Origin of the sequence: Streptomyces sp. NPDC005483, from assembly GCF_040606035.1 — a bacterium.
Taxonomy (GTDB): Bacteria; Actinomycetota; Actinomycetes; order Streptomycetales; family Streptomycetaceae; genus Streptomyces.
In genome coordinates, this window is record NZ_JBEXEA010000005.1 from 46,513 (window position 1) to 64,444 (window position 17,932).

Below are 17,932 nucleotides of genomic sequence, written 5' to 3' on the forward strand. Positions count from 1 at the left end.
GCCTCCAACGGCCCACCCGTGAGCGCGGCCTCCTTGCGCGTCCGTGCGCCCCGCCGAGCGGTTTCAGCCTCGCCTCCCCGGCGTGACGGGGAGCGTGCCCACTCCCGGCGGGAAGGCCGCCGGACGTCGGTCACTTGGCCAAAAAGGCCAGGAGGGCCTCGGTGACTTCCCGGGCGTGGGTCCACAGCAGGCCGTGGGGCGCGCCGTCGATGACGACGTAGTCGGCCTGCGGCAGCGCCTGGTGGAAGAGGGCGCCGGTGGCCTCGATGGGCAGGATGCGGTCGGCAGTGCCGTGCAGGATCAGCGCCGGGACGTCGATCTTGGGCAGGTCGGCACGGAAATCGGTGGACCAGGTCGCCACGCAGGCCAAGGAGGCGTACGCGGAGGCGCCTGCGGCGACGTTCCAGCTGTTGCGGACGGCTTCCTCGCTGATGCGGGTGCCGAGGTTCTCGTCGAAGTTGTAGAAGTCCTCGTAGAACGCGGTGAAGTAGGCGTAGCGATCGGCGGTGACGGCCCTTTCGATGTCCTTGAAGACGGCGCCGTCGACACCGCCGGGGTTGTCGTCGGTCTTGAGGAGGAAGGGTTCGAGGGAGGCGAGGAAGGCGGCCTTGGCTGTCCGGGCGGAACCGTAGGTGCCCAGGTAGCGGCCGACCTCGCCGGTTCCCATGGAGAAGCCGACCAGGACGACGTCGTGGAGGTCGAGGGTTTCGAGGACCGTGTTGAGGTCGGCGGCGAAGGTGTCGTAGTCGTAGCCGGTGGTGGGCCGGCTGGAGCGGCCGAACCCGCGCCGGTCGTACGTGATCACGCGATAGCCGGCCGACAGCAGAGCGGCGGTCTGCTTCTCCCAGGAGTGGCCGTCGAGCGGGTAGCCGTGGATCAGCACGACCGGCTGCCCGGTGCCGTGGTCCTCGTAGTACAACTCGATGCTGGTCGAGTTCTCCTGGCCGACGGTGATGAACGCCATGGTGGTACTGCCTTTCATTGAGGAATGCGGTGGGTGGTGAAGTGCCCGGCCGGGCATGTCGCTCAGCGGACCGTGCGGGCCGCGCGCTCCACGATGCGGGCGACGGCGTCGGGGTGGGAGACCGGCACCGCGTGCGACGCGGCGATGACGGTGGTGCGGGCCCCGGCACGCGCCGACATGTAACGCTGGGCGGCCTCAGGGATGTTGAGGTCCTCCGTGGTCACCAGGGACCAGGAGGGGATCGTCTTCCAGGCGGCCTTCGTCGACTTCTCCTCCAGCGCGGCGGCGGCGATCGGACGCTGTCCCGCCGCCATGAGCCTGGCCTTGTCCGCCGGCACGTCCGCGGCGAACTGGCCGCGGAACTTCTCCGCCTTGATGTACACGTCCGCGCCCTGACCGCCGTCGGGCAGGGTGTAGTTGACGGACTCGATCGCCTGGCCGAGGGTGCTGCCGGGGAACTCGTTCGTCAGCCCGAGGGAGCTCTCGCCGGTGTCGGGCAGGAACGCGGCGATGTAGACCAGCGCCTTCACCTTGCCCTCCAGGCCCGCGGCGGCCTGGCTGATGACGGTACCGCCGTAGGAATGGCCGACCAGGACCACGGGCCCGTCGATGTGGTCGACGACGCTGCGCAGGTAGGCGGCATCGGTCGCCGGACCGCGCAGCGGGTTGGCGGCGGACACCACGGGGTAGCCCGCACGCTGCAGCCGAGTGACCACGCCGTCCCAGCTCGCGGCGTCGGCGAACGCCCCGTGCTCCAGCACGATCGTCGGTCGTTCCGGGCGGAGGGGCGCCGCACTGGTCGTACCGGGCAGGGTGACGGCGGCCACGGACAGCCCGGCGGCCGCTGTGACACCGAGCAGGGCGGATCTGCGGCTGAGAAGGGTGGTGCGCATGCGTGAACGTCCTCTTTCCTTGGCCGTCGGTCCTGACCGGACCCGGCGAAATGGGGCGGTGCGTTCGAGAGACGAAGCACCGGGTTCCTCTGTCGGCGACTGAGTTGGTGTGTTCGGTCCACGCCGAGTGGCCGGCGCGGATCGGAGAGGGGTGGGCGACGCGTCGCAGCGGCAAGAAGGGCGGCTGTCCGGCTACGGCCCCACCTGGGCCTGGAGCACCACCGACCCCGGCTGCCCGGGGTGGAATGCCCTGCGTCCTGTCCTACGACGGCGGGACCGGTTCGGTTCACCCCGGGAACGGCGCGGATGTGATCGAGCCTCCGGTCGCGGGCAGGACGCGGTTTTCGCAAGCGGCCTCCCGGGCGGACCGGGCGGGCCTCGGTCCGTGCTCAGGCCGTGCTCAGGCCGTGGAGTCCAGGACTTCGTAGACCTGCCTCATGTAGCTGTGGGTGCGCTCCGAGCCGAGGATGCCGTCGCCCAGCCGGTTCATCGTGTACGAGAACGTGACGCGCCGGTCGAGGTCCATCATCACGATCGATCCACCCCGGCCGACCCAGAAGCAGACCCTCCCGGTGGGCATGTGCGGCATCGTCCTCGCGTCGGCGAGCGCGAAGCCGATGCCCCAGCGCACGGGAACACCCAGGAACAGGTCGACTCCGTCGGCCTGCACGTCGAGGACCCTGTCCACGGTGTCCGCGGAGAGGAGCCGGCGGCCGTTCACCTGGCCGCGTCGTGAGATCACGGAGAGAGCGCGGGCCATACCCCGTGCGTTGCCGTGTCCGTTGACGGCCCCGAGTTCGGCACGACGCCACCGCGGGGTGTCGACGTGCTCGTCCCGGGCGGGGCTGCCGAGCAGCGTCTTGGTGAAGATCCCCTCGGGATCCAGGCCGGCGGGTATCCCGGAGAGCTGCGAGGGGGCCACCAGTTCGGCGATACGCGGCCAGTCGGCCTGCCGCGCACCGATCTGGACGTCGGCCCGTGACGGCTCGGCGATCTCGGTGTCGACGAACTCGGTCAGGGTCCGGCCGCTGACCCGCCGGACAAGCTCTCCTATCAGCTGCCCCTGCGTCTGCACGTGGTAGCCCGAGGCACTGCCCGGCTCCCACCAGGGCGCCTGCGCGGCCAGCCGGGCGCTCGCGGTCGGCCAGTCGTACAGGTCGTCCATGGTGAAGGGCTGCTGCCAGCCGGAGAGCCCCGAGGTGTGGGCCAGGACATGGCGCACCTCGATGTCCTGCTTGCCCTGGGCGGCGAATTCGGGCCAGTAGTGGGCGACCGGGCGGTGCAGATCGAGTGCGCCCCGGTCGACGAGGACGAGGGCCGCCAGAGCGGTGAGGGTCTTGGTGGTCGACCACAGGCCGACCACCGTGTCCTGGCGCCACGGCACGGTCCGCGCCGCGTCGGTGTGTCCACCCCACAGATCGACTTCCATGACTCCGTCGACGTCGACGGCGATCGACGCCCCCAGCTCCTCTCCGGACTCCAGGTGCGCGGCCAGCGCCGCTCGGACGGGTTCGAACCGTGCGGTGCTCGTTCCTTCGACGGTGACCATGACTTTTCCCCACTCGTGACGACGACCGTTCGGTCACACAACGGCAGGGACCCCACGCCGGTTCACATCGCGTCGCGGATGGGCAGACCGCCGCTTCGCTCCATGGCAGGCCGAAGTCGTGGCAACGGGTGAGCTGCCCCTACCGGCAGGCCCGGCAGCCCCTCGGTGCGTGGCTGCTAATGTCCTGTCCGGTATGCGGGCAGCGGACGACGGAGTCCTCGCCGCTCCGGACACCCGCACCGGCCGCCCCCGTCTCGACGGACAGCTCACGCGACGAAGGTCGCGCGCCTGTCCCGCGGGCCATGGTCATGGGTGCCCCCGGTGGTGGCGCCGCCGAGGGGGATGTGCGGGGGATGCGATGACAGCTGTGGAGCAGGGGCTCGGCTTCGGGCTGCTGGGTCCGCTGGTGGTACGGCGGGCGGGCGCGGTACTCGATCCGGGCCGGCTCAGGCAGCGGCTGCTGCTGATCCGCCTGCTGCTCGCCGACGGCCGGGCGGTCGCGCCCCAGACGCTGTGCGAGGAACTGTGGCCGCAGCAGCCGGGACGGACCCCGGGCGGAGCGATGAACTCCCTGCACGCCCACGTCAGCAAGCTGCGCGCGGTCCTGGAACCCCAGCATTTGCGTAGGCACGGCACCTTCGAACTGCTGGTCACCGAGCCTCTGGGCTACGCCCTGCGGGTGCCGCCCGAGAGCCGTGACACCGTGCGCTTCGAGCGGTCCCTCACCCGGGCGCGCCTGTTCATGGACCAGGGCCGGCCCGAACGCGTCGTCGAAGAGGCCCGGAACGCCCTGGAGTTGTGGCGTGGCACCGCGTTCGCCGACGCGGCGCACCACCTGTTCGCCGCCCAGGAGACAGCTCGCCTGGAAGAACTGCGGCAGACCGCACGCGAGATCCGCACCACCGCACTGCTCATGCAAGGACGGATCACCGAAGCCCTGGACGCGGCACAGGAGTTGACCGCGGCACACCCCCTGCGGGAAACCGGCTGGGCCCTGCTGCTGCGCGCCCTGTACCTCGCCGGCCGGCACCCAGAAGCGCTTCAGCGCTACACCGAACTGCGCCGGCACCTCGCCGACGAACTCGGCCTCGAACCCGGCCCGCCCCTGCGCGCCCTGCACCAGGGCATCCTCCACCACGACCTGCCACCCCTTCACTCAGCAGGTGAGTTGAACGGATTCGGCGCGGCGTCCGTCCCCGGCGTGGGCACCGAGCAGGGCCGCGATCCGGTCGGGCCGGCCAGATTCGGGGGGCCGCACGAGGGCGAGGGGCTGGACGAGGGCGAGGGGCTGGACGAGGGCGAGGCAGCGCCCGCCGGCCCGGCCGCCGGCGACACGGCCGACGCTGCCGACGCTGCCGACCCCTGCGACGCACGTCGCGCCCCGGCCGCGGAGGAGGAAGCCACGCCGTCGCCCCTGGCACGGCCGGCTCAACTGCCGGGTGCCCTCCCGGTGTTCGCGGGACGGGCCGCCGAGGGTGCGTGGCTGTCGGCCGTGCGCGGTGCACCGGACCGGACCGGGCCGACGGCTGCCTCCGTCGTCGTCATCAGCGGTACTCCCGGTGTCGGCAAGACCACCTTCGCCGTCCACCACGCCCACCGCATCGCCTCGTCCTTCCCCGACGGACAGCTTTTCGTCAACCTGTGCGGATTCCACCCGCACGCACCCGCCGTGGACCCCGGCACCGTTCTGCACGGCTTCCTCACCGCCCTCGGTGTTCCCGCTCAGCGCATCCCGGAAGACACCCCGGCCCGCAGCACGCTCTTCCGCAGCCTCCTCGCCGACCGGCGGATCCTCCTGGTCCTCGACAACGCCCGTGACGAGCAGCAGGTACGCCCCCTGCTCCCGGCGGGAGCGGGCTGCCTCACCCTGATCACCAGCCGCAATCAGCTTCCCGGCCTGATCACCACCGACGGCGCCAGGCCCCTCACGCTTCCGCTGCCCTCCCAGGCCGAGGCCCACCAAGCCCTCGAACGACGTCTGGGAAGGGAGAGACTGGCCGCCGAGCCCACCGCCACAGCCGAGATCATCCGCCTGTGCGGACGACTCCCCCTGGCCATGGCCGTGGTCGCCGCCCGCGCCGAACTCGACCCGTCCTTCCCCCTTGAGGCCATGGTCGACGACCTGCGGCACGCCGAGGGCGACCTCGACGCGTTCACCGGCTTCGACAGCAGCACCGATGTGCGCACCGTCTTCTCCTGGTCCTACCGGTCCCTGGACGAGCACGCCGCCCGGCTCTTCCGCTTCCTGGCCCTGCACCCCGGCCCCCACATCACGGCCCCCGCCGCCGCCGGTCTCGTCGGCCTCTCCCTCGCCCGGACCCGCCGCGCACTCGCTGCCCTGACCGGTTCCTGCCTCGTGGAACAACCGCTGCCCGGCCGCTACGGCGTGCACGACCTCCTCCGCTCCTACGCCGGCGAACTCAACCAGATCCACGACACCGCCCAGGAACGCCGGCACGCCACCCTGCGGGTCCTGGACCACTACATGTTCACCGCCTACGGGGCCAACCAACTCCTCAAGCAGGACACGACGGCCGAACTCGACCTCGGGGCGCCCGCCCCGGGCGTCGCCCCGGAGAAGTTCACCGGCGTCAGGCAGGCAACCCGGTGGTTCACCGCCGAGCACCGGGTACTGACCGGCCTGCTCCACTACGCCGTGAGCCAAAAGCTCGACCACCACACCACCGGGCTGGCCTGGTCGCTCAAGGAACATCTCCAACGCCAGGAGTTCTGGCCCGAAGCCATCACCGCCCTGACCCCCGCCCTCGAAGTGGCCCAGCGCCAGGGCGACCGGCTCGAAGAGGGCCGTTGCCTGCGCCATCTCGGCAGCATCCACGGCTACCTCGGCCACCAGGAAGAGGCCCTTCAGCACCTGCGACGCGCCACGACGATCTTCGAGCAGCTCGACGCGACCGGCGAACAGGCGCGAGCCCACTACGTCATGGCGTGCGCGCTGTTCCTGTTCGGCCGGATCCAGGAAGCCGTGCGGTTCTCCGAGCGGGGACTGGAGCTGTCCCGGGCGACCGGCGAGGAGTTGTGGCTGGCCGAATGCCTTCTCGAACTCGCCTGGTTCCACTCCAACCTGGGGCAGCTGGAGAAGAGCCTTCAGTACAGCGAGGAGGGCATCGCCCTGTTCCAGCGCCTGGACGCGCCGTGGCAGCTGGCCCAGGGGTGGGACATCGTGGGCTACACCCTCCGCGCGCTCGGCCGTTACGAGGAATCGGTGGCCACCTACCAGCGGGCGACGCGGGCGTTCGAGGAACTGGACGACCACAGGAACGCCATCGGCACCCTGATGCGACTCGGGGACACCCGGCTGTCCCAGGGCGACCGGGACGGCGCGCGGGCGGACTGGGTCAAGGCCCTCGAGAACGCCGACGCGCGAGCCATGCGTCACAGCGCCCAGCAGGTCCGCGACCGGCTCACCGCCCTGGACATGGATGCGGACCCCACGCCCCCCGTGCCGGAGAGGGCGGCCGGAAGCCATCGCCTCCCGGTTCCGCGCAGCGGTGGTCCTGCACGCTAGACACCGAGAGGCACGACAAGAAGACGACAAGGTTCGGTTAAGGGCGCCCCACGAGTGTTGAGTCACTCGACCGCGCATGCGGGAGAGCAGGCCACAGAACACTTGAACAGGAACGGGCACCACCCATGAACGGGATCATGGAAGCGGGGACCACCCCCCTCGCTCCGCCTCGGGCGCACACCCGGCGGGTCACCTCGGACACCGACTGCGATGCCTTCGTGCGAGACGTCTACGACCGGTACGGGCCCCTGCTCGTCCGGTACGCCACGCGGCTGCTCGACGGCGACTGGCACAAGGCGGAGGACATCCTCCAGGAGACCGCGGCCCGCGCCTGGAAGCACGGCGGGTTCCTAAACACCCGCGCCGACCACGTTCGGCCCTGGTTGTTCACCGTGGCGAGGAACCTCGTCATCGACCACCATCGGGCCCGGCGGAACCGGCCGCTGGAGCTCATGCCCGTCGAGGACCTGGACGCGTCCTGGGACAGCACGGAATCCACGATCACCACCCATGCGGTGCTGAAGGCCCTGCGGGAACTGAACGAGCAGCAGCGCACCGTCATCCGTCTCATGTACTACCTGGAATGCAGCGTGGCCCAGGCGGCCGAGCACCTCGGCGTCCCGCCCGGCACCGTGAAGAGCCGCGCCTTCTACGCCGTGCGGGCACTGCGCAAGGCGCTGGAGAAGCAAGGTGTTCTCGCGGGGTAGCCACGGCGCGGCGCCGAACCGTCCGTCCACTCCGGCCGCCGCAGGCGTTCAGGGGCGCAGGGAACTGCGCACAACGCCCGCCCCCACCGAACCCGCACGGCACCAGCCCACCTCAGCCCCCGGACGTGTCCAGTTCCGCGTCCTCCCCGACCCCCGCCGCGCAGTCGTACGGGTCCTTCAGCCAGCCGTCCGGCAACACCACCCGGTTGTTGCCGGACGTACGGCCCCGCGGCCCGTCCGCACCCACCGGCCACGGCTGGTCCAGGTCCAACTCGTCCAGGCCCGACCGGAGTTCCGACAGCGACGACGTGATCGCGAGCCGCTTGCGCATCTCGCTCCCGACGGCGAAGCCCTTCAGGTACCAGGCCACGTGCTTGCGGAAGTCGATGACCCCACGGGACTCGTCGCCGATCCACTCACCCAGCAGCGTGGCGTGCCGGACCATGACGTCGGCCACCTCGCGCAACGAAGGCCGCGCGACGGCCTCCGTACGCCCCTCGAAAGCCGCCACCAGATCGGCGAACAGCCACGGCCGCCCCAGGCACCCCCGCCCGACGACCACCCCGTCGCACCCGGTCTCCCGCACCATCCGCAGCGCGTCCTCCGCCGACCAGATGTCGCCGTTGCCGAGCACGGGGATCTCCGGCACATGCTCCTTGAGCCGCGCGATGGCGTCCCAGTCCGCGGTGCCGCCGTAGTGCTGGGCGGCCGTACGACCGTGCAGCGCGATGGACGTGACCCCCTCCTCGACCGCGATCCGCCCCGCGTCCAGATACGTGAGGTGATCGTCGTCGATCCCCTTGCGCATCTTCATCGTGACCGGCAGGTCCCCCGCCCCGCTCACGGCCTCGCGCAGGATCGCCCGGAGCAGCGGACGCTTGAAGGGCAGTGCGGATCCGCCGCCCTTGCGCGTCACCTTCGGCACCGGGCACCCGAAGTTCAGGTCGATGTGGTCGGCGAGATCCTCCTCCGCGATCATGCGGACGGCCTTGCCGACGGTGGCGGGGTCGACGCCGTACAGCTGGATCGAACGCGGCTTCTCACTCGCGTCGAAGCGGATCAGCTGCATGGTCTTCTCGTTGCGCTCGACCAGCGCCCGGGTCGTGATCATCTCGCTGACGAACAGCCCCTTGCCCCCGCTGAACTCCCGGCACAGGGTGCGGAAGGGCGCGTTGGTGATCCCGGCCATCGGAGCCAGGACGACAGGCGGCTGAACGGTGTGCGGGCCGATCCGCAGGGGCGTGTTCTCGGTGAGCGCGGTCGTGGACATTCCCCCATTGTCACGTACGGCGCGGGGTACCCGTGCATCGACCAGGCAGCGACCATGTGGCGATCATGTAGTGACCATTAGTTAGACGCACTATCGATATCAGCGTACGATGAAACGCATGCCCGAGCTCAGTCATCGCCGACGCATGCTGGTGCTCGCGATCTGCTGCATGAGCCTCCTGATCGTGAGCCTCGACACCACCGCCCTCAACGTCGCCCTGCCCGCCATGCAGCGGGGTCTGGACGCGAGCACGGCGGGCCTCCAGTGGACGATCGACGCGTACACCCTCGTCCTCGCCTCGCTGCTGATGCTGGCCGGCTCCACCGCCGACCGGATCGGCCGCAAGCGCGTCTTCATGGCGGGCCTGATCGTCTTCACGATCGGCTCCGCGCTGTGCTCCGCCGCGCCGAACCTGGAGGCGCTGATCGCGTTCCGGATGGTGCAGGCGGTCGGCGGTTCGATGCTCAACCCGGTCGCGATGTCGATCATCACCAACACCTTCACCGACCCGCGCGAGCGGGCGCGGGCGATCGGGGTGTGGGGCGCGGTCGTCGGCATCTCCATGGCCGCGGGGCCGCTGGTCGGCGGGGTGCTCGTGGACTCGGTCGGCTGGCGCTCGATCTTCTGGGTCAACCTGCCGGTGGGGCTCGCCGCCCTGCTGCTCACCCTGCGGTACGTCCCCGAGTCCCGGGCGCCGAAGGCCCGCCGCCCCGACCCGGTCGGACAGCTCCTGGTGATCGCGCTGTTCGGCTCGCTGACGTACGCCATCATCGAGGCGCCGGCCTCGGGCCTCTCGTACGTCCTGCCCTTCGCCGTCGTGGCCGTCGTCGCGCTGGCGGGCCTCCTCTGGTACGAGCCCCGGCGCGACGAGCCCCTCATCGACCTGCGGTTCTTCCGGTCCGCGCCGTTCAGCGGGGCGACGGTGATCGCGATCAGCGCGTTCGCGGGTCTGGGCGGGTTCCTGTTCCTGTCGACGCTGTACCTGCAGAACGTACGCGGCCTTGACGCGCTGCACGCGGGCCTGTGGATGCTGCCGATGGCGGTGCCGATGTTCCTGTTCGCACCGCTCGCCGGGCGGCTGGTGGGCAGTCGCGGACCGCGGCTGCCGCTCGTGATCGCGGGGGTCATGATGACGGCGAGCGGAGTGCTGTTCGCCGCGTTCGACGCCGAGACGTCGAACGTGACACTGTTCCTCGGATACGTGCTGTTCGGCATCGGGTTCGGGCTGGTGAACGCGCCGATCACGAACACGGCGGTCTCGGGGATGCCGCGGGCTCAGGCGGGGGTGGCGGCCGCCGTTGCCTCCACGAGCCGTCAGCTGGGGCAGACGCTGGGGGTCGCGGTGATCGGGGCTGTGCTGGCCTCCGGGGTCGGATCGTCGTCGTACCGGGAGGGTTTCGTGTCTGCCGCCGTGCCGGGGTGGTGGATTCTGGCCGGGTGCGGGGTCGCGGTGCTGGTTCTTGGTGCGGTGACGAGTGGGGCCTGGGCTCGACGGACTGCTGAGCGTACGGCTGAGCGGCTGGAGTCCGTGGAGGTTCGCGAGGCGGCGGGGGTCAGCGCGTAGTTTTTCGGCAGACCGCCGGTGGGGGCTTGTCGCGCCCCGCGGCGAAGCCGCATGTCGACACAGCCCCGCGCCCCTGAGTCAGTCAACCCGACCCCAATCGATCTTGTACCGTTCGCTCCACATCAGGTAGAAACCTCTGGCCCGCCACCGCCAACACGATCGCCGCCCCCACCCCCGCCCACGCCACCGGCCCGAGCGGCGTGCAGCCGAACACCCGGCTCACGCCCGGCGTCTCCACCAGCGCGAACAGAACCGCCGCCGAACCCAGCGAGGTCACGCGGACCAGTGGGCTCTCCTTCCTGTCAGCCCAGGTCTGGGCCAGCTGTGTGCCGACCACCGCGCACAGCGCCATCGTCGTCGAGCGGCGGGCCGTGCCCGGGGTGAAGCGGCCGATGAGCCAGGCCGCCGTGGCGCCCAGGCAGGTGGTGATGGCGCGGTCGCGGATCTGGTGGGTCAGGGAGGTGCCGAGGACGGTGTCGACCGAGGGCTCGTCCTCCGTGGGTTTCTCCGTCGGCGTCACCGCCACGGCCATGGCCGGGAACAGGTCGGTGAAGAGGTTCACCAGGAGCATCTGACGGGTGGACAGGGGGGCCGCACCCGACAGGAGGGTGCCGAGGATGCCGAAGCCCACCTCGCCCGCGTTGCCGCCGATCAGGATGGCGATGGCGTCGGCGACGCTGTGCCACAGGGCGTGGCCCTCGCGGACGGCCTCGATGAGGACGGTGAGGTCGTCGCCGGTCAGGACGAGGTCGGCGGCGTTGCGGGCGGCGGCCGAGCCGCGGGCGCTGATGCCGACGCCGATGTCGGCGGCGCGGATGGCGGCCGCGTCGTTGGCGCCGTCGCCGACCATGCCGACGACCCGGCCCGCGTCCCTGAGGGCCTCGACGACCTGGAGTTTCTGCTCGGGCGCGACCCGGGCCACGACATCGGCGTCGCGCAGCATCCTGGAGCGGGCCGAGCGGTCGGCGGCGGCCAGTTCGTCGCCGGTGACGACCGTGGCGTCCTCGGGCCAGCCGAGGTCGGTGGCGATGGCGTGGGCGGTCTGCGGGTGGTCGCCGGTCAGCACGACCGGCCGTACGCCCGCCTCTCGCAGCCCGCGAACCAGGTCCGGGGAGGTCTCCCGGGCCACGTCGGCGAGGGCCAGCAGACCGACGAACTCCAGGTCCCGCAACGGCTCTTCGAGTGCCTTCTCGTCGCCGCCGAGCGGACGCCGGGCCACCGCGAGGACGCGCAGGCCGTCGGCCGCCAGGGAGTGGGCCCGTTCGGAGGCGTCGGCGGGGAGGTCCGCGCAGGCGGGCAGGACGGTCTCCGGGGCGCCCTTGAGCACCAGGACCGGGGCGTCGTCGCCCGGGTGTCCGACGGCGGCGGCGTAACCGCGGCCGGCCTCGAAGGGCAGGCCCTCCAGCTGGGTCCATTCCTCGTCGGGGGCGGCCGCGTCCAGGACTGCCTCGTCGGTGGCGTGGGCCGGGCGCTGCCCGGAGTCGCCGTCGAGCTGGGGGCAGGCGCGGGCCGCGATCCGCAGCGGGCCGTCCGCCTCGGGCTCGTCGAGGGTGTGGACGGTGCCGTGCGCGTCGGTGACCCGGACCAGGCGCAGCCGGTTCTCGGTGAGGGTGCCGGTCTTGTCGAAGCAGATGGTGTCCATCCGGCCCAGGGCCTCCAGGGTGCGCGGGGCGCGGACCAGGACGCCGTGCGCGCTGAGCCGGCGGGCGGCAGCCAGCTGCGCGACCGTGGCCACCAGCGGCAGCCCTTCCGGTACGGCGGCCACCGCGACCGCGACCCCGCCGCTGACGGCCTGCCGCAGGGGCGTGCCGCGTACCAGGGCGAGCGCGGTGACCGCGGCACCGCCCGCCATCGTCAACGGCATCGCCTTGCGGGTGATTTCCTGGAGCCGGGCCTGGACTCCGGCGGCTGCCGGGTTCCGGGCGGCGAGCGCGACGGCGCGGGCGGCCTCGGTGCGGTCGCCGGTGTCCACGACGACCGCGCGGGCGTTTCCGGCCACCACGGTCGTCCCCTCGAAGACCATGCAGTGACGTTCGGCGACGGGGGCGCGCGGGCTCGGGTCGGTGCTCTTGTCGACCGGGAGGGACTCGCCGGTCAGCGCGGACTCGTCGACCTCCAGGCCGTCCTCCCACAGCAGCCGGGCGTCGGCGGGCACGACGTCGTCCAGGGTGAGCTCGATGACGTCACCGGGGCTCAGCCTGGCGGCGTCGACGACGTGCGGTTCCGCGTCGTCCTCGTCCGCGACCCGGGCCTTCTGCTTCTGCTGGGCGAGCAGCCCGGAGAGGGCCCGTTCGGCGCGCAGCCGCTGGAGGCCGCCGACGAGCGCGTTCAGGTCGAGGGCGCCGACCACCAGCAGGGCGTCCATCGCGGATCCGAGGATCGCGGACGCGGCCGAACCGACGGCGAGGACCGGGGTGAGCGGGTCGTCCAGTTCCCCGCGCACGGCCCGCGCGAGCTGCGCCGACCACCGGGCGGGGGCCAGCACGGGCAGGCGTACGACGGCGTCGGCGGCGGTGCGGACCCGTGCGGTCGTCTGCTCGGTGAGCGTCGGCTCCGGGGGCGCCTCCTGTTCAAGGCGGTCGCGTACGGCGTCCGGGTGCAGGGCGTGCCAGGCCACCCGGGGACGCGGGTGCGGGAGACTCGTGCCGGTCACCCGGAGCGCGGCGCGGGTGCCGGTGAACAGGGCGGCGGCCGCGGCCGCGTCGACGGGTGCGTGCCGGAGGCCGGGGAGTGCCGTACGGCGTCCGCCGCGGCCCGACTCGCCGACGGCGACCAGGAGTCCGGACAGGGCCGCGCCCGAGCGGGCCAGGGTCTGGGAGCGGCGGCCGACCCCGCGGGCCGCCGGTACGGCGGTCAGCAGCCGCCAGACGTCGGGCAGTCCGTGCGGGGCGAGGATGTCGGCGCCCCAGGCGACCGCGCAGCCGCCGTCGGTGAGGGAGACGGCCACGTCACCGCGGAGGAGCCCGGCGACGGTGTCGGCGTCCTGGGGGCGGGCGACGGTGAGCACGCCACCACCGCCGCGCCCGTCCTCGTCTTCGCCCTCGCCGTCGTCGTCGCCGTCGTCGTCGCGGAGTTGGTCGACGATGTCCCGCAACGGCCGCTCGGCGCTGACGACCTGGTCGGCGAGGCCGGTGAAGTCGGCCAGCGCGGGGTCGTCCACGACGACGACCCGGAGTCCGGCGCGCCGGGCCGCGTCCAGCACGGGTTCGGCCCAGGGGTCGGCGCCGGCGCCCGGGGTGCGCAGGGCGCTCGGGTGCAGGAGGACGGTGCCGAGGGTCTCCAGCTGCCGCAGCCGGTCCGGGTCGCGCACCAGGATGCCGGAACGCGACAGGGCCGCGCTCAGTACGGCGTGGAAGGCGGCGGGGCCGTACCGGGCGGCCTTGGGGGAGCCCGCGAGGACGGCCTCCGCGGCGTCGGTCACGTCGTGCTTGACGAGGAGCGCGGCGACGGCGCCGGCGACGCTGCCGGCCGAGGCGTGACCGGCGTACTCCTGGGCGGGCGAGGGGCGCGGGGGCGGGCGCAGGGCCAGGTCGGCGGGCACGCTGTCCCGGTCGGGGACGCACAGGTCGTCGTGCACGGTCTCGAAGGCGGCCGTCCGCACGAGGGCCTCGGCCAGTTGGCAGCTGCGCAGTGTGCCGTCGAGCAGCAGCGAGGTGGGGCTTTGGCCGGCGCCGTGCACGGCGGCGTTCACGGCGGCCAGCACCACGTCCGTCCGCGCGCTCCCGAGCCGCCCGCGCAGCCAGCCCCGGAAGCGGGGGTTCTCCCGCAGCATCATCGTCACCGCCGTCACCGGCCGCGGCGAGGCGGGCAGCCGCAGCGCGGACCCGGTGACCGCGGCGGCGGCCCCGACGGCGTCGGCGGCCAGCGCCAGGGCGGCGGTGCGCACGGAGCCGGGGTCACCGGGGTGGGCGAGTTCCTCGACGTCCTGGCTGTCCGGCACCAGGCCGTACCGCTCTGCGAGCACCGAGGCCCGCTCCACGACCCGATCGGTGGCCGCTTCCTCGACCGCGGTCACGACGAGCCGCCCGAGACCCTCGTCCCAGTAGGCCAGGGCGACGTCGGGGTGCTCGGCGAGGTCTACGGCGAGGCGGCGGGCGCGGTGTGCGGTGGGGGCGTGTTCCCCGTGTGTTCCCTTTTGCTCGTGTGTTCCCTGTTGCTCGTGTGCCCCGTGTTCTCCGGGTTCCCCGTGCCCCGCCTCCGCCTCCGCCCGCAGGGGCAGATGGACGCGGTGGCCCGCTCGCCAGTGCGTGGGTGCTCCCGGAAGGGCCGCGCGGGCGGCCCTCGTGGTGCGGGCCGCGAAGTCCGCGGTGCGTACGCCGGCCCGGGCCGTTCCGGCCACCGCTCCCGCGGCCGCGCCGACCGCGGCGGGCGTACCCCTGGCGAGCAGGCGCGGGCCGGCCAGGACGAGTCCCGCGGCGGCCGTCGTGAGTCCTCGGTTCATCGTTCGTCCTCAGTGGCCGGGTCGGGACGCCGTCTCGTGCGGCGGGAGCTTGTCGGAGGGCGTGGGCGGCGCGGAGGAGGGTGCCCCGGACGCCCGGTGGGGCGCGGAGCCCGGTGTGCCGTGGGTCGACGACAGGACCCGGGGGGTGGGCCGGCTCTCGTCGGCGGGCTCCTCCCGCTCCCCCGGCCTCGGCTGGGTCAGCCACGCCACCGCCGCCCCGGTGACCGCGACGGGCCACTCCACGATGCCCGCGACGCCGAGCACCCCGGCCCCGGCGTACACCGCGAGCCGTCGGCCGCGCGGGGACACCGCTCCGACCCGGTCCAGCGCTCCCTCGGCCACCCGGCCCACCGTCCCGGCCCCGGGCACCTTCCCCAGCACCGACACGGCGGCCCGCAGCGGCTGCGGGAGCCCCTGCGACGCTGAAGGTGACGGTGAGCGTGACTCTGCTACCTGCTGCGACGACTTCTGCTCGGCCATGACGCGCCTCGCCTGTGGGGGGTCTCTTCTTCGGACCGCCCGAGTTCCCGCACTACGGGCGCTCATCCACACCGGCGGCGACCGATCAGGCGCTCCCCCGCTCCAGGGCGATCGCGTGCAGCTTCTCCAGCCGTCCGCGGGTCTCCTCGTCGGCGGGGGCGTAGATCACCATGCGGGGGCCCGCCTCGGGGCCGAGCCAGAGGTCGGTGTGGTCGACGGAGACGTGGCCGACGTAGCGGTTCACGAACTCCTTGCGGCGGCCCCGTTGTTCGATGACCTCGTGCCGGTCCCAGACCTCGCGGAACTCCGGGGACTCGGTGCGCAGCCGCTTCAGGAGCATCTTCCAGGCGGGCTCGGCGAGGTGGCCGGCCATGGTGGCGCGGAACCGGGCGGCCATCAGGCGCTGCGCCTCGGGCAGGTTGATGATCGAGGAGCGCCAGTCCTCGTTGGTGTAGGAGAGGATCATGCCGTTGCGGTCCTCGGGCGGCACCGCGTCCAGGTCGCACAGCAGCAGGCCGTAGGTGCGGTTGTAGGCGAGGATGTCGTAGCGGCTGTTCTGCACGCAGGCCGGGACCGGTTCCAGCTGTTCGAGCACCTGCCGGACGGCGGGGGTGACCGACGGGCAGACGGTGGCCGGTGTCGGGTCGACCGCACCGGCGAGCTGGAAGAGGTGCGAGCGCTCGCTCGGGTCCAGCAGCAGCGCGCGGGCGAGGGCGTCCAGGACCTGCACGGAGACCTGGATGTCGCGGGCCTGCTCCAGCCAGGTGTACCAGGTGACGCCGACCGCGGAGAGGTGGGCGACCTCCTCCCGGCGCAGGCCCGGGGTGCGGCGCCTGCGGCCGCGGGGCAGGCCGACCTGCTCGGGGGTGATGTGCTCGCGGCGGTGGCGCAGGAAGGCGGCGAGCTCATGGCGCCGGATCGCCGAGAGGGACGCGGAAGCGAGTGCCGGTACGGCTGTCTCCTGGACCATCGTCGTCATGCCTCCAGCCTGCCCGCACCGGAACCCTGTTGCCAGGTGGTTCTTCTACCAGGATAAGAAGACTCTGGTACCCGTCTGGGCGTGGGCGCAGGCTCGTCGACGTGACGACCGAAACCACGACTCCACGCCCTGTCCGCGCCGCCGCGCCACCCGAGCTGGGCGGCCTCGGACTGTTCACGGTGCTGCTCGCCGCGGCACTGCCCCTCATCGACTTCTTCATCGTCAACGTCGCCCTGCCCAGCATCGGCGCGGACCTCTCCGCGAGCGAGTCGGTCCTCGAACTCGTCGTGGCGGGTTACGGGTTGGCGTACGCCGTCCTCCTGGTCCTCGGCGGCCGGCTCGGCGACCTGTTCGGCCGGCGCCGGCTGTTCCTGGGCGGCATGCTGGCGTTCGGGCTGACCTCACTCGCGTGCGGGCTCGCGCCGACCGCGTGGACGCTGGTGGCGGCGCGGGTCGCCCAGGGCGCCGCGTCGGCCGCGATGCTGCCGCAGGTCCTCGCCACCATCCAGTCGGCGACGGCCGGACCCCGCCGGGCGCGGGCGATGGGCCTGTACGGCGCGACGGCGGGCCTCGCCATGGTGGCGGGCCAGATCCTCGGCGGTGTCCTGGTGGCGGCCGACATCGCGGGCACGAGCTGGCGGGCGGCGTTCCTGGTGAACGTGCCCGTGGTCCTGGTCGGCCTGGTCCTTGCGGCTCGTACCGTCCCGGAGACCCGCTCCCCCCGCCCCGAGCCGGTGGACGGGCCCGGCACGGTCCTGCTGGCGGCGACCCTGCTGGCGCTGCTGGCCCCGCTGACCGAGGGCCGGGCGGCGGGCTGGCCGCTGTGGACGTGGCTGTCGCTGGCGGCGTCCCCGTTGCTGGCCGGGGCGTTCCTCGCGGTGGAGCGCCGGGCGGACCGCGGGGGCCGCACGCCTCTCGTCCCCCCGAGCCTGTTCCAGCTGGTGTCCCTGCGCCGCGGGCTGCTGCTGATCCTGCCCTTCTCGATGGGCTTCGCCGGCTTCATGTTCGTGATCGCGGTGGCGCTCCAGGAGGGTGCGGGCCGCAGCCCCGTCCAGGCGGGGCTCGCGCTGGTCCCGCTCGCTGTGACGTTCCTGTGCACGTCGATCGCCGGGCCGCGGCTGATCTCCCGCTTCGGCACCCGGGTGGTGACCGCGGGCGCGCTGGTCCAGGGGGTCGGCCTGGGCCTGATGATCCTGGCGGCCCGTTCCTCCTGGCCCGACCTCGGTCTGCTCCCGCTCCTGCCCGGCGGGGCGATCGCCGGAGTGGGCCAGGCCCTCCAACTGCCCGTGGTCTTCCGGATCGTGCTGTCCGAGGTGCCGCCCGCGCGGGCCGGTGTGGGCAGCGGGGTGATGGTCACCACCCAGCAGGCCGCCCTGGCCCTGGGTGTGGCCACGCTGGGCAGCCTCTTCCTCGCCCTGGTGCCGGGCATGGGCATGCGGGACGCCCTGGTCACCACCCTGCTGGTGCAGTTGGCGGGGGTGGCGCTGACGGGACTGCTGAGCCTGCGGCTGCCGCGTGTCATCGACTGAGCCCGCTCACGATTCGACCAACTCATGGTG

11 protein-coding genes are annotated in these 17,932 nt (G+C 72.7%); 4 read left to right on the forward strand and 7 right to left on the reverse strand.

Features of this window, described 5'->3' with window-relative positions:
* Positions 1–130 precede the first annotated feature (130 nt).
* The 3 genes from ABZT06_RS11520 to ABZT06_RS11530 form a co-directional block, all read right to left on the reverse strand.
* On the reverse strand, positions 131–964 hold the full coding sequence (locus ABZT06_RS11520; protein WP_355739309.1) for an alpha/beta hydrolase: 834 nt from the start codon (positions 962–964) through the stop codon (positions 131–133).
* Between the two features lie 62 nt (positions 965–1,026).
* Positions 1,027–1,857, reverse strand: a complete 831-nt coding sequence (locus ABZT06_RS11525; RefSeq protein ID WP_355738410.1) for an alpha/beta hydrolase — start codon at positions 1,855–1,857, stop codon at positions 1,027–1,029.
* 400 nt (positions 1,858–2,257) lie between these two features.
* Positions 2,258–3,406 carry a serine hydrolase domain-containing protein gene (locus ABZT06_RS11530; RefSeq protein ID WP_355738413.1) on the reverse strand — a complete coding sequence of 383 codons (1,149 nt, stop codon included), beginning with the start codon at positions 3,404–3,406 and terminating at the stop codon, positions 2,258–2,260.
* Positions 3,407–3,764: 358 nt separating this feature from the next.
* Here ABZT06_RS11530 and ABZT06_RS11535 point away from each other — a divergent pair, with 358 nt between their 5' ends.
* Both ABZT06_RS11535 and ABZT06_RS11540 read left to right on the forward strand, forming a co-directional pair.
* The gene (locus tag ABZT06_RS11535) at positions 3,765–6,932 is read left to right on the forward strand and encodes a BTAD domain-containing putative transcriptional regulator (RefSeq protein ID WP_355738416.1); all 3,168 of its coding nucleotides are present in this window, start codon (positions 3,765–3,767) and stop codon (positions 6,930–6,932) included.
* 125 nt (positions 6,933–7,057) lie between these two features.
* Complete coding sequence (locus tag ABZT06_RS11540) at positions 7,058–7,639, forward strand: sigma-70 family RNA polymerase sigma factor (RefSeq protein ID WP_355738418.1); 582 nt, start codon at positions 7,058–7,060, stop codon at positions 7,637–7,639.
* Between the two features lie 112 nt (positions 7,640–7,751).
* Here ABZT06_RS11540 and dusB read toward each other — a convergent pair whose 3' ends face one another.
* A complete protein-coding gene (dusB, locus tag ABZT06_RS11545) occupies positions 7,752–8,909 on the reverse strand; it encodes a tRNA dihydrouridine synthase DusB (protein WP_355738421.1) in 1,158 nt (385 codons plus the stop codon).
* Positions 8,910–9,027: 118 nt separating this feature from the next.
* Here dusB and ABZT06_RS11550 point away from each other — a divergent pair, with 118 nt between their 5' ends.
* On the forward strand, positions 9,028–10,473 hold the full coding sequence (locus ABZT06_RS11550; protein ID WP_355738424.1) for an MFS transporter: 1,446 nt from the start codon (positions 9,028–9,030) through the stop codon (positions 10,471–10,473).
* Between the two features lie 82 nt (positions 10,474–10,555).
* On the opposite strand, the gene ABZT06_RS11555 is transcribed toward ABZT06_RS11550, so the two are convergent.
* From ABZT06_RS11555 to ABZT06_RS11565, 3 genes are all read right to left on the reverse strand, one after another.
* Complete coding sequence (locus ABZT06_RS11555) at positions 10,556–14,914, reverse strand: cation-translocating P-type ATPase (RefSeq protein WP_355738427.1); 4,359 nt, start codon at positions 14,912–14,914, stop codon at positions 10,556–10,558.
* 9 nt (positions 14,915–14,923) lie between these two features.
* Positions 14,924–15,394 (reverse strand): hypothetical protein, encoded by a 471-nt coding sequence (locus tag ABZT06_RS11560; protein WP_355738430.1) that lies wholly within the window; start codon positions 15,392–15,394, stop codon positions 14,924–14,926.
* A gap of 85 nt (positions 15,395–15,479) precedes the next feature.
* Positions 15,480–16,373 (reverse strand): helix-turn-helix domain-containing protein, encoded by an 894-nt coding sequence (locus ABZT06_RS11565; protein WP_355738433.1) that lies wholly within the window; start codon positions 16,371–16,373, stop codon positions 15,480–15,482.
* A 101-nt stretch (positions 16,374–16,474) separates the two neighbouring features.
* On the opposite strand from ABZT06_RS11565, the gene ABZT06_RS11570 reads away from it, so the two are divergent.
* A complete protein-coding gene (locus ABZT06_RS11570; RefSeq protein ID WP_355738436.1) occupies positions 16,475–17,902 on the forward strand; it encodes an MFS transporter in 1,428 nt (475 codons plus the stop codon).
* The last annotated feature ends 30 nt before the right edge of the window (positions 17,903–17,932 follow it).

Bases quoted from the DNA above. Each gene is read 5' to 3' on its own strand.
- ABZT06_RS11520 (WP_355739309.1), bottom strand. From the start codon at position 964: ATGGCGTTCATCACCGTCGGCCAGGAGAACTCGACCAGCATCGAGTTG.
- ABZT06_RS11525 (WP_355738410.1), bottom strand. From the start codon at position 1,857: ATGCGCACCACCCTTCTCAGCCGCAGATCCGCCCTGCTCGGTGTCACA.
- ABZT06_RS11530 (WP_355738413.1), bottom strand. From the start codon at position 3,406: ATGGTCACCGTCGAAGGAACGAGCACCGCACGGTTCGAACCCGTCCGA.
- ABZT06_RS11535 (WP_355738416.1), top strand. From the start codon at position 3,765: ATGACAGCTGTGGAGCAGGGGCTCGGCTTCGGGCTGCTGGGTCCGCTG.
- ABZT06_RS11540 (WP_355738418.1), top strand. From the start codon at position 7,058: ATGAACGGGATCATGGAAGCGGGGACCACCCCCCTCGCTCCGCCTCGG.
- dusB (WP_355738421.1), bottom strand. From the start codon at position 8,909: ATGTCCACGACCGCGCTCACCGAGAACACGCCCCTGCGGATCGGCCCG.
- ABZT06_RS11550 (WP_355738424.1), top strand. From the start codon at position 9,028: ATGCCCGAGCTCAGTCATCGCCGACGCATGCTGGTGCTCGCGATCTGC.
- ABZT06_RS11555 (WP_355738427.1), bottom strand. From the start codon at position 14,914: ATGAACCGAGGACTCACGACGGCCGCCGCGGGACTCGTCCTGGCCGGC.
- ABZT06_RS11560 (WP_355738430.1), bottom strand. From the start codon at position 15,394: ATGGCCGAGCAGAAGTCGTCGCAGCAGGTAGCAGAGTCACGCTCACCG.
- ABZT06_RS11565 (WP_355738433.1), bottom strand. From the start codon at position 16,373: ATGACGACGATGGTCCAGGAGACAGCCGTACCGGCACTCGCTTCCGCG.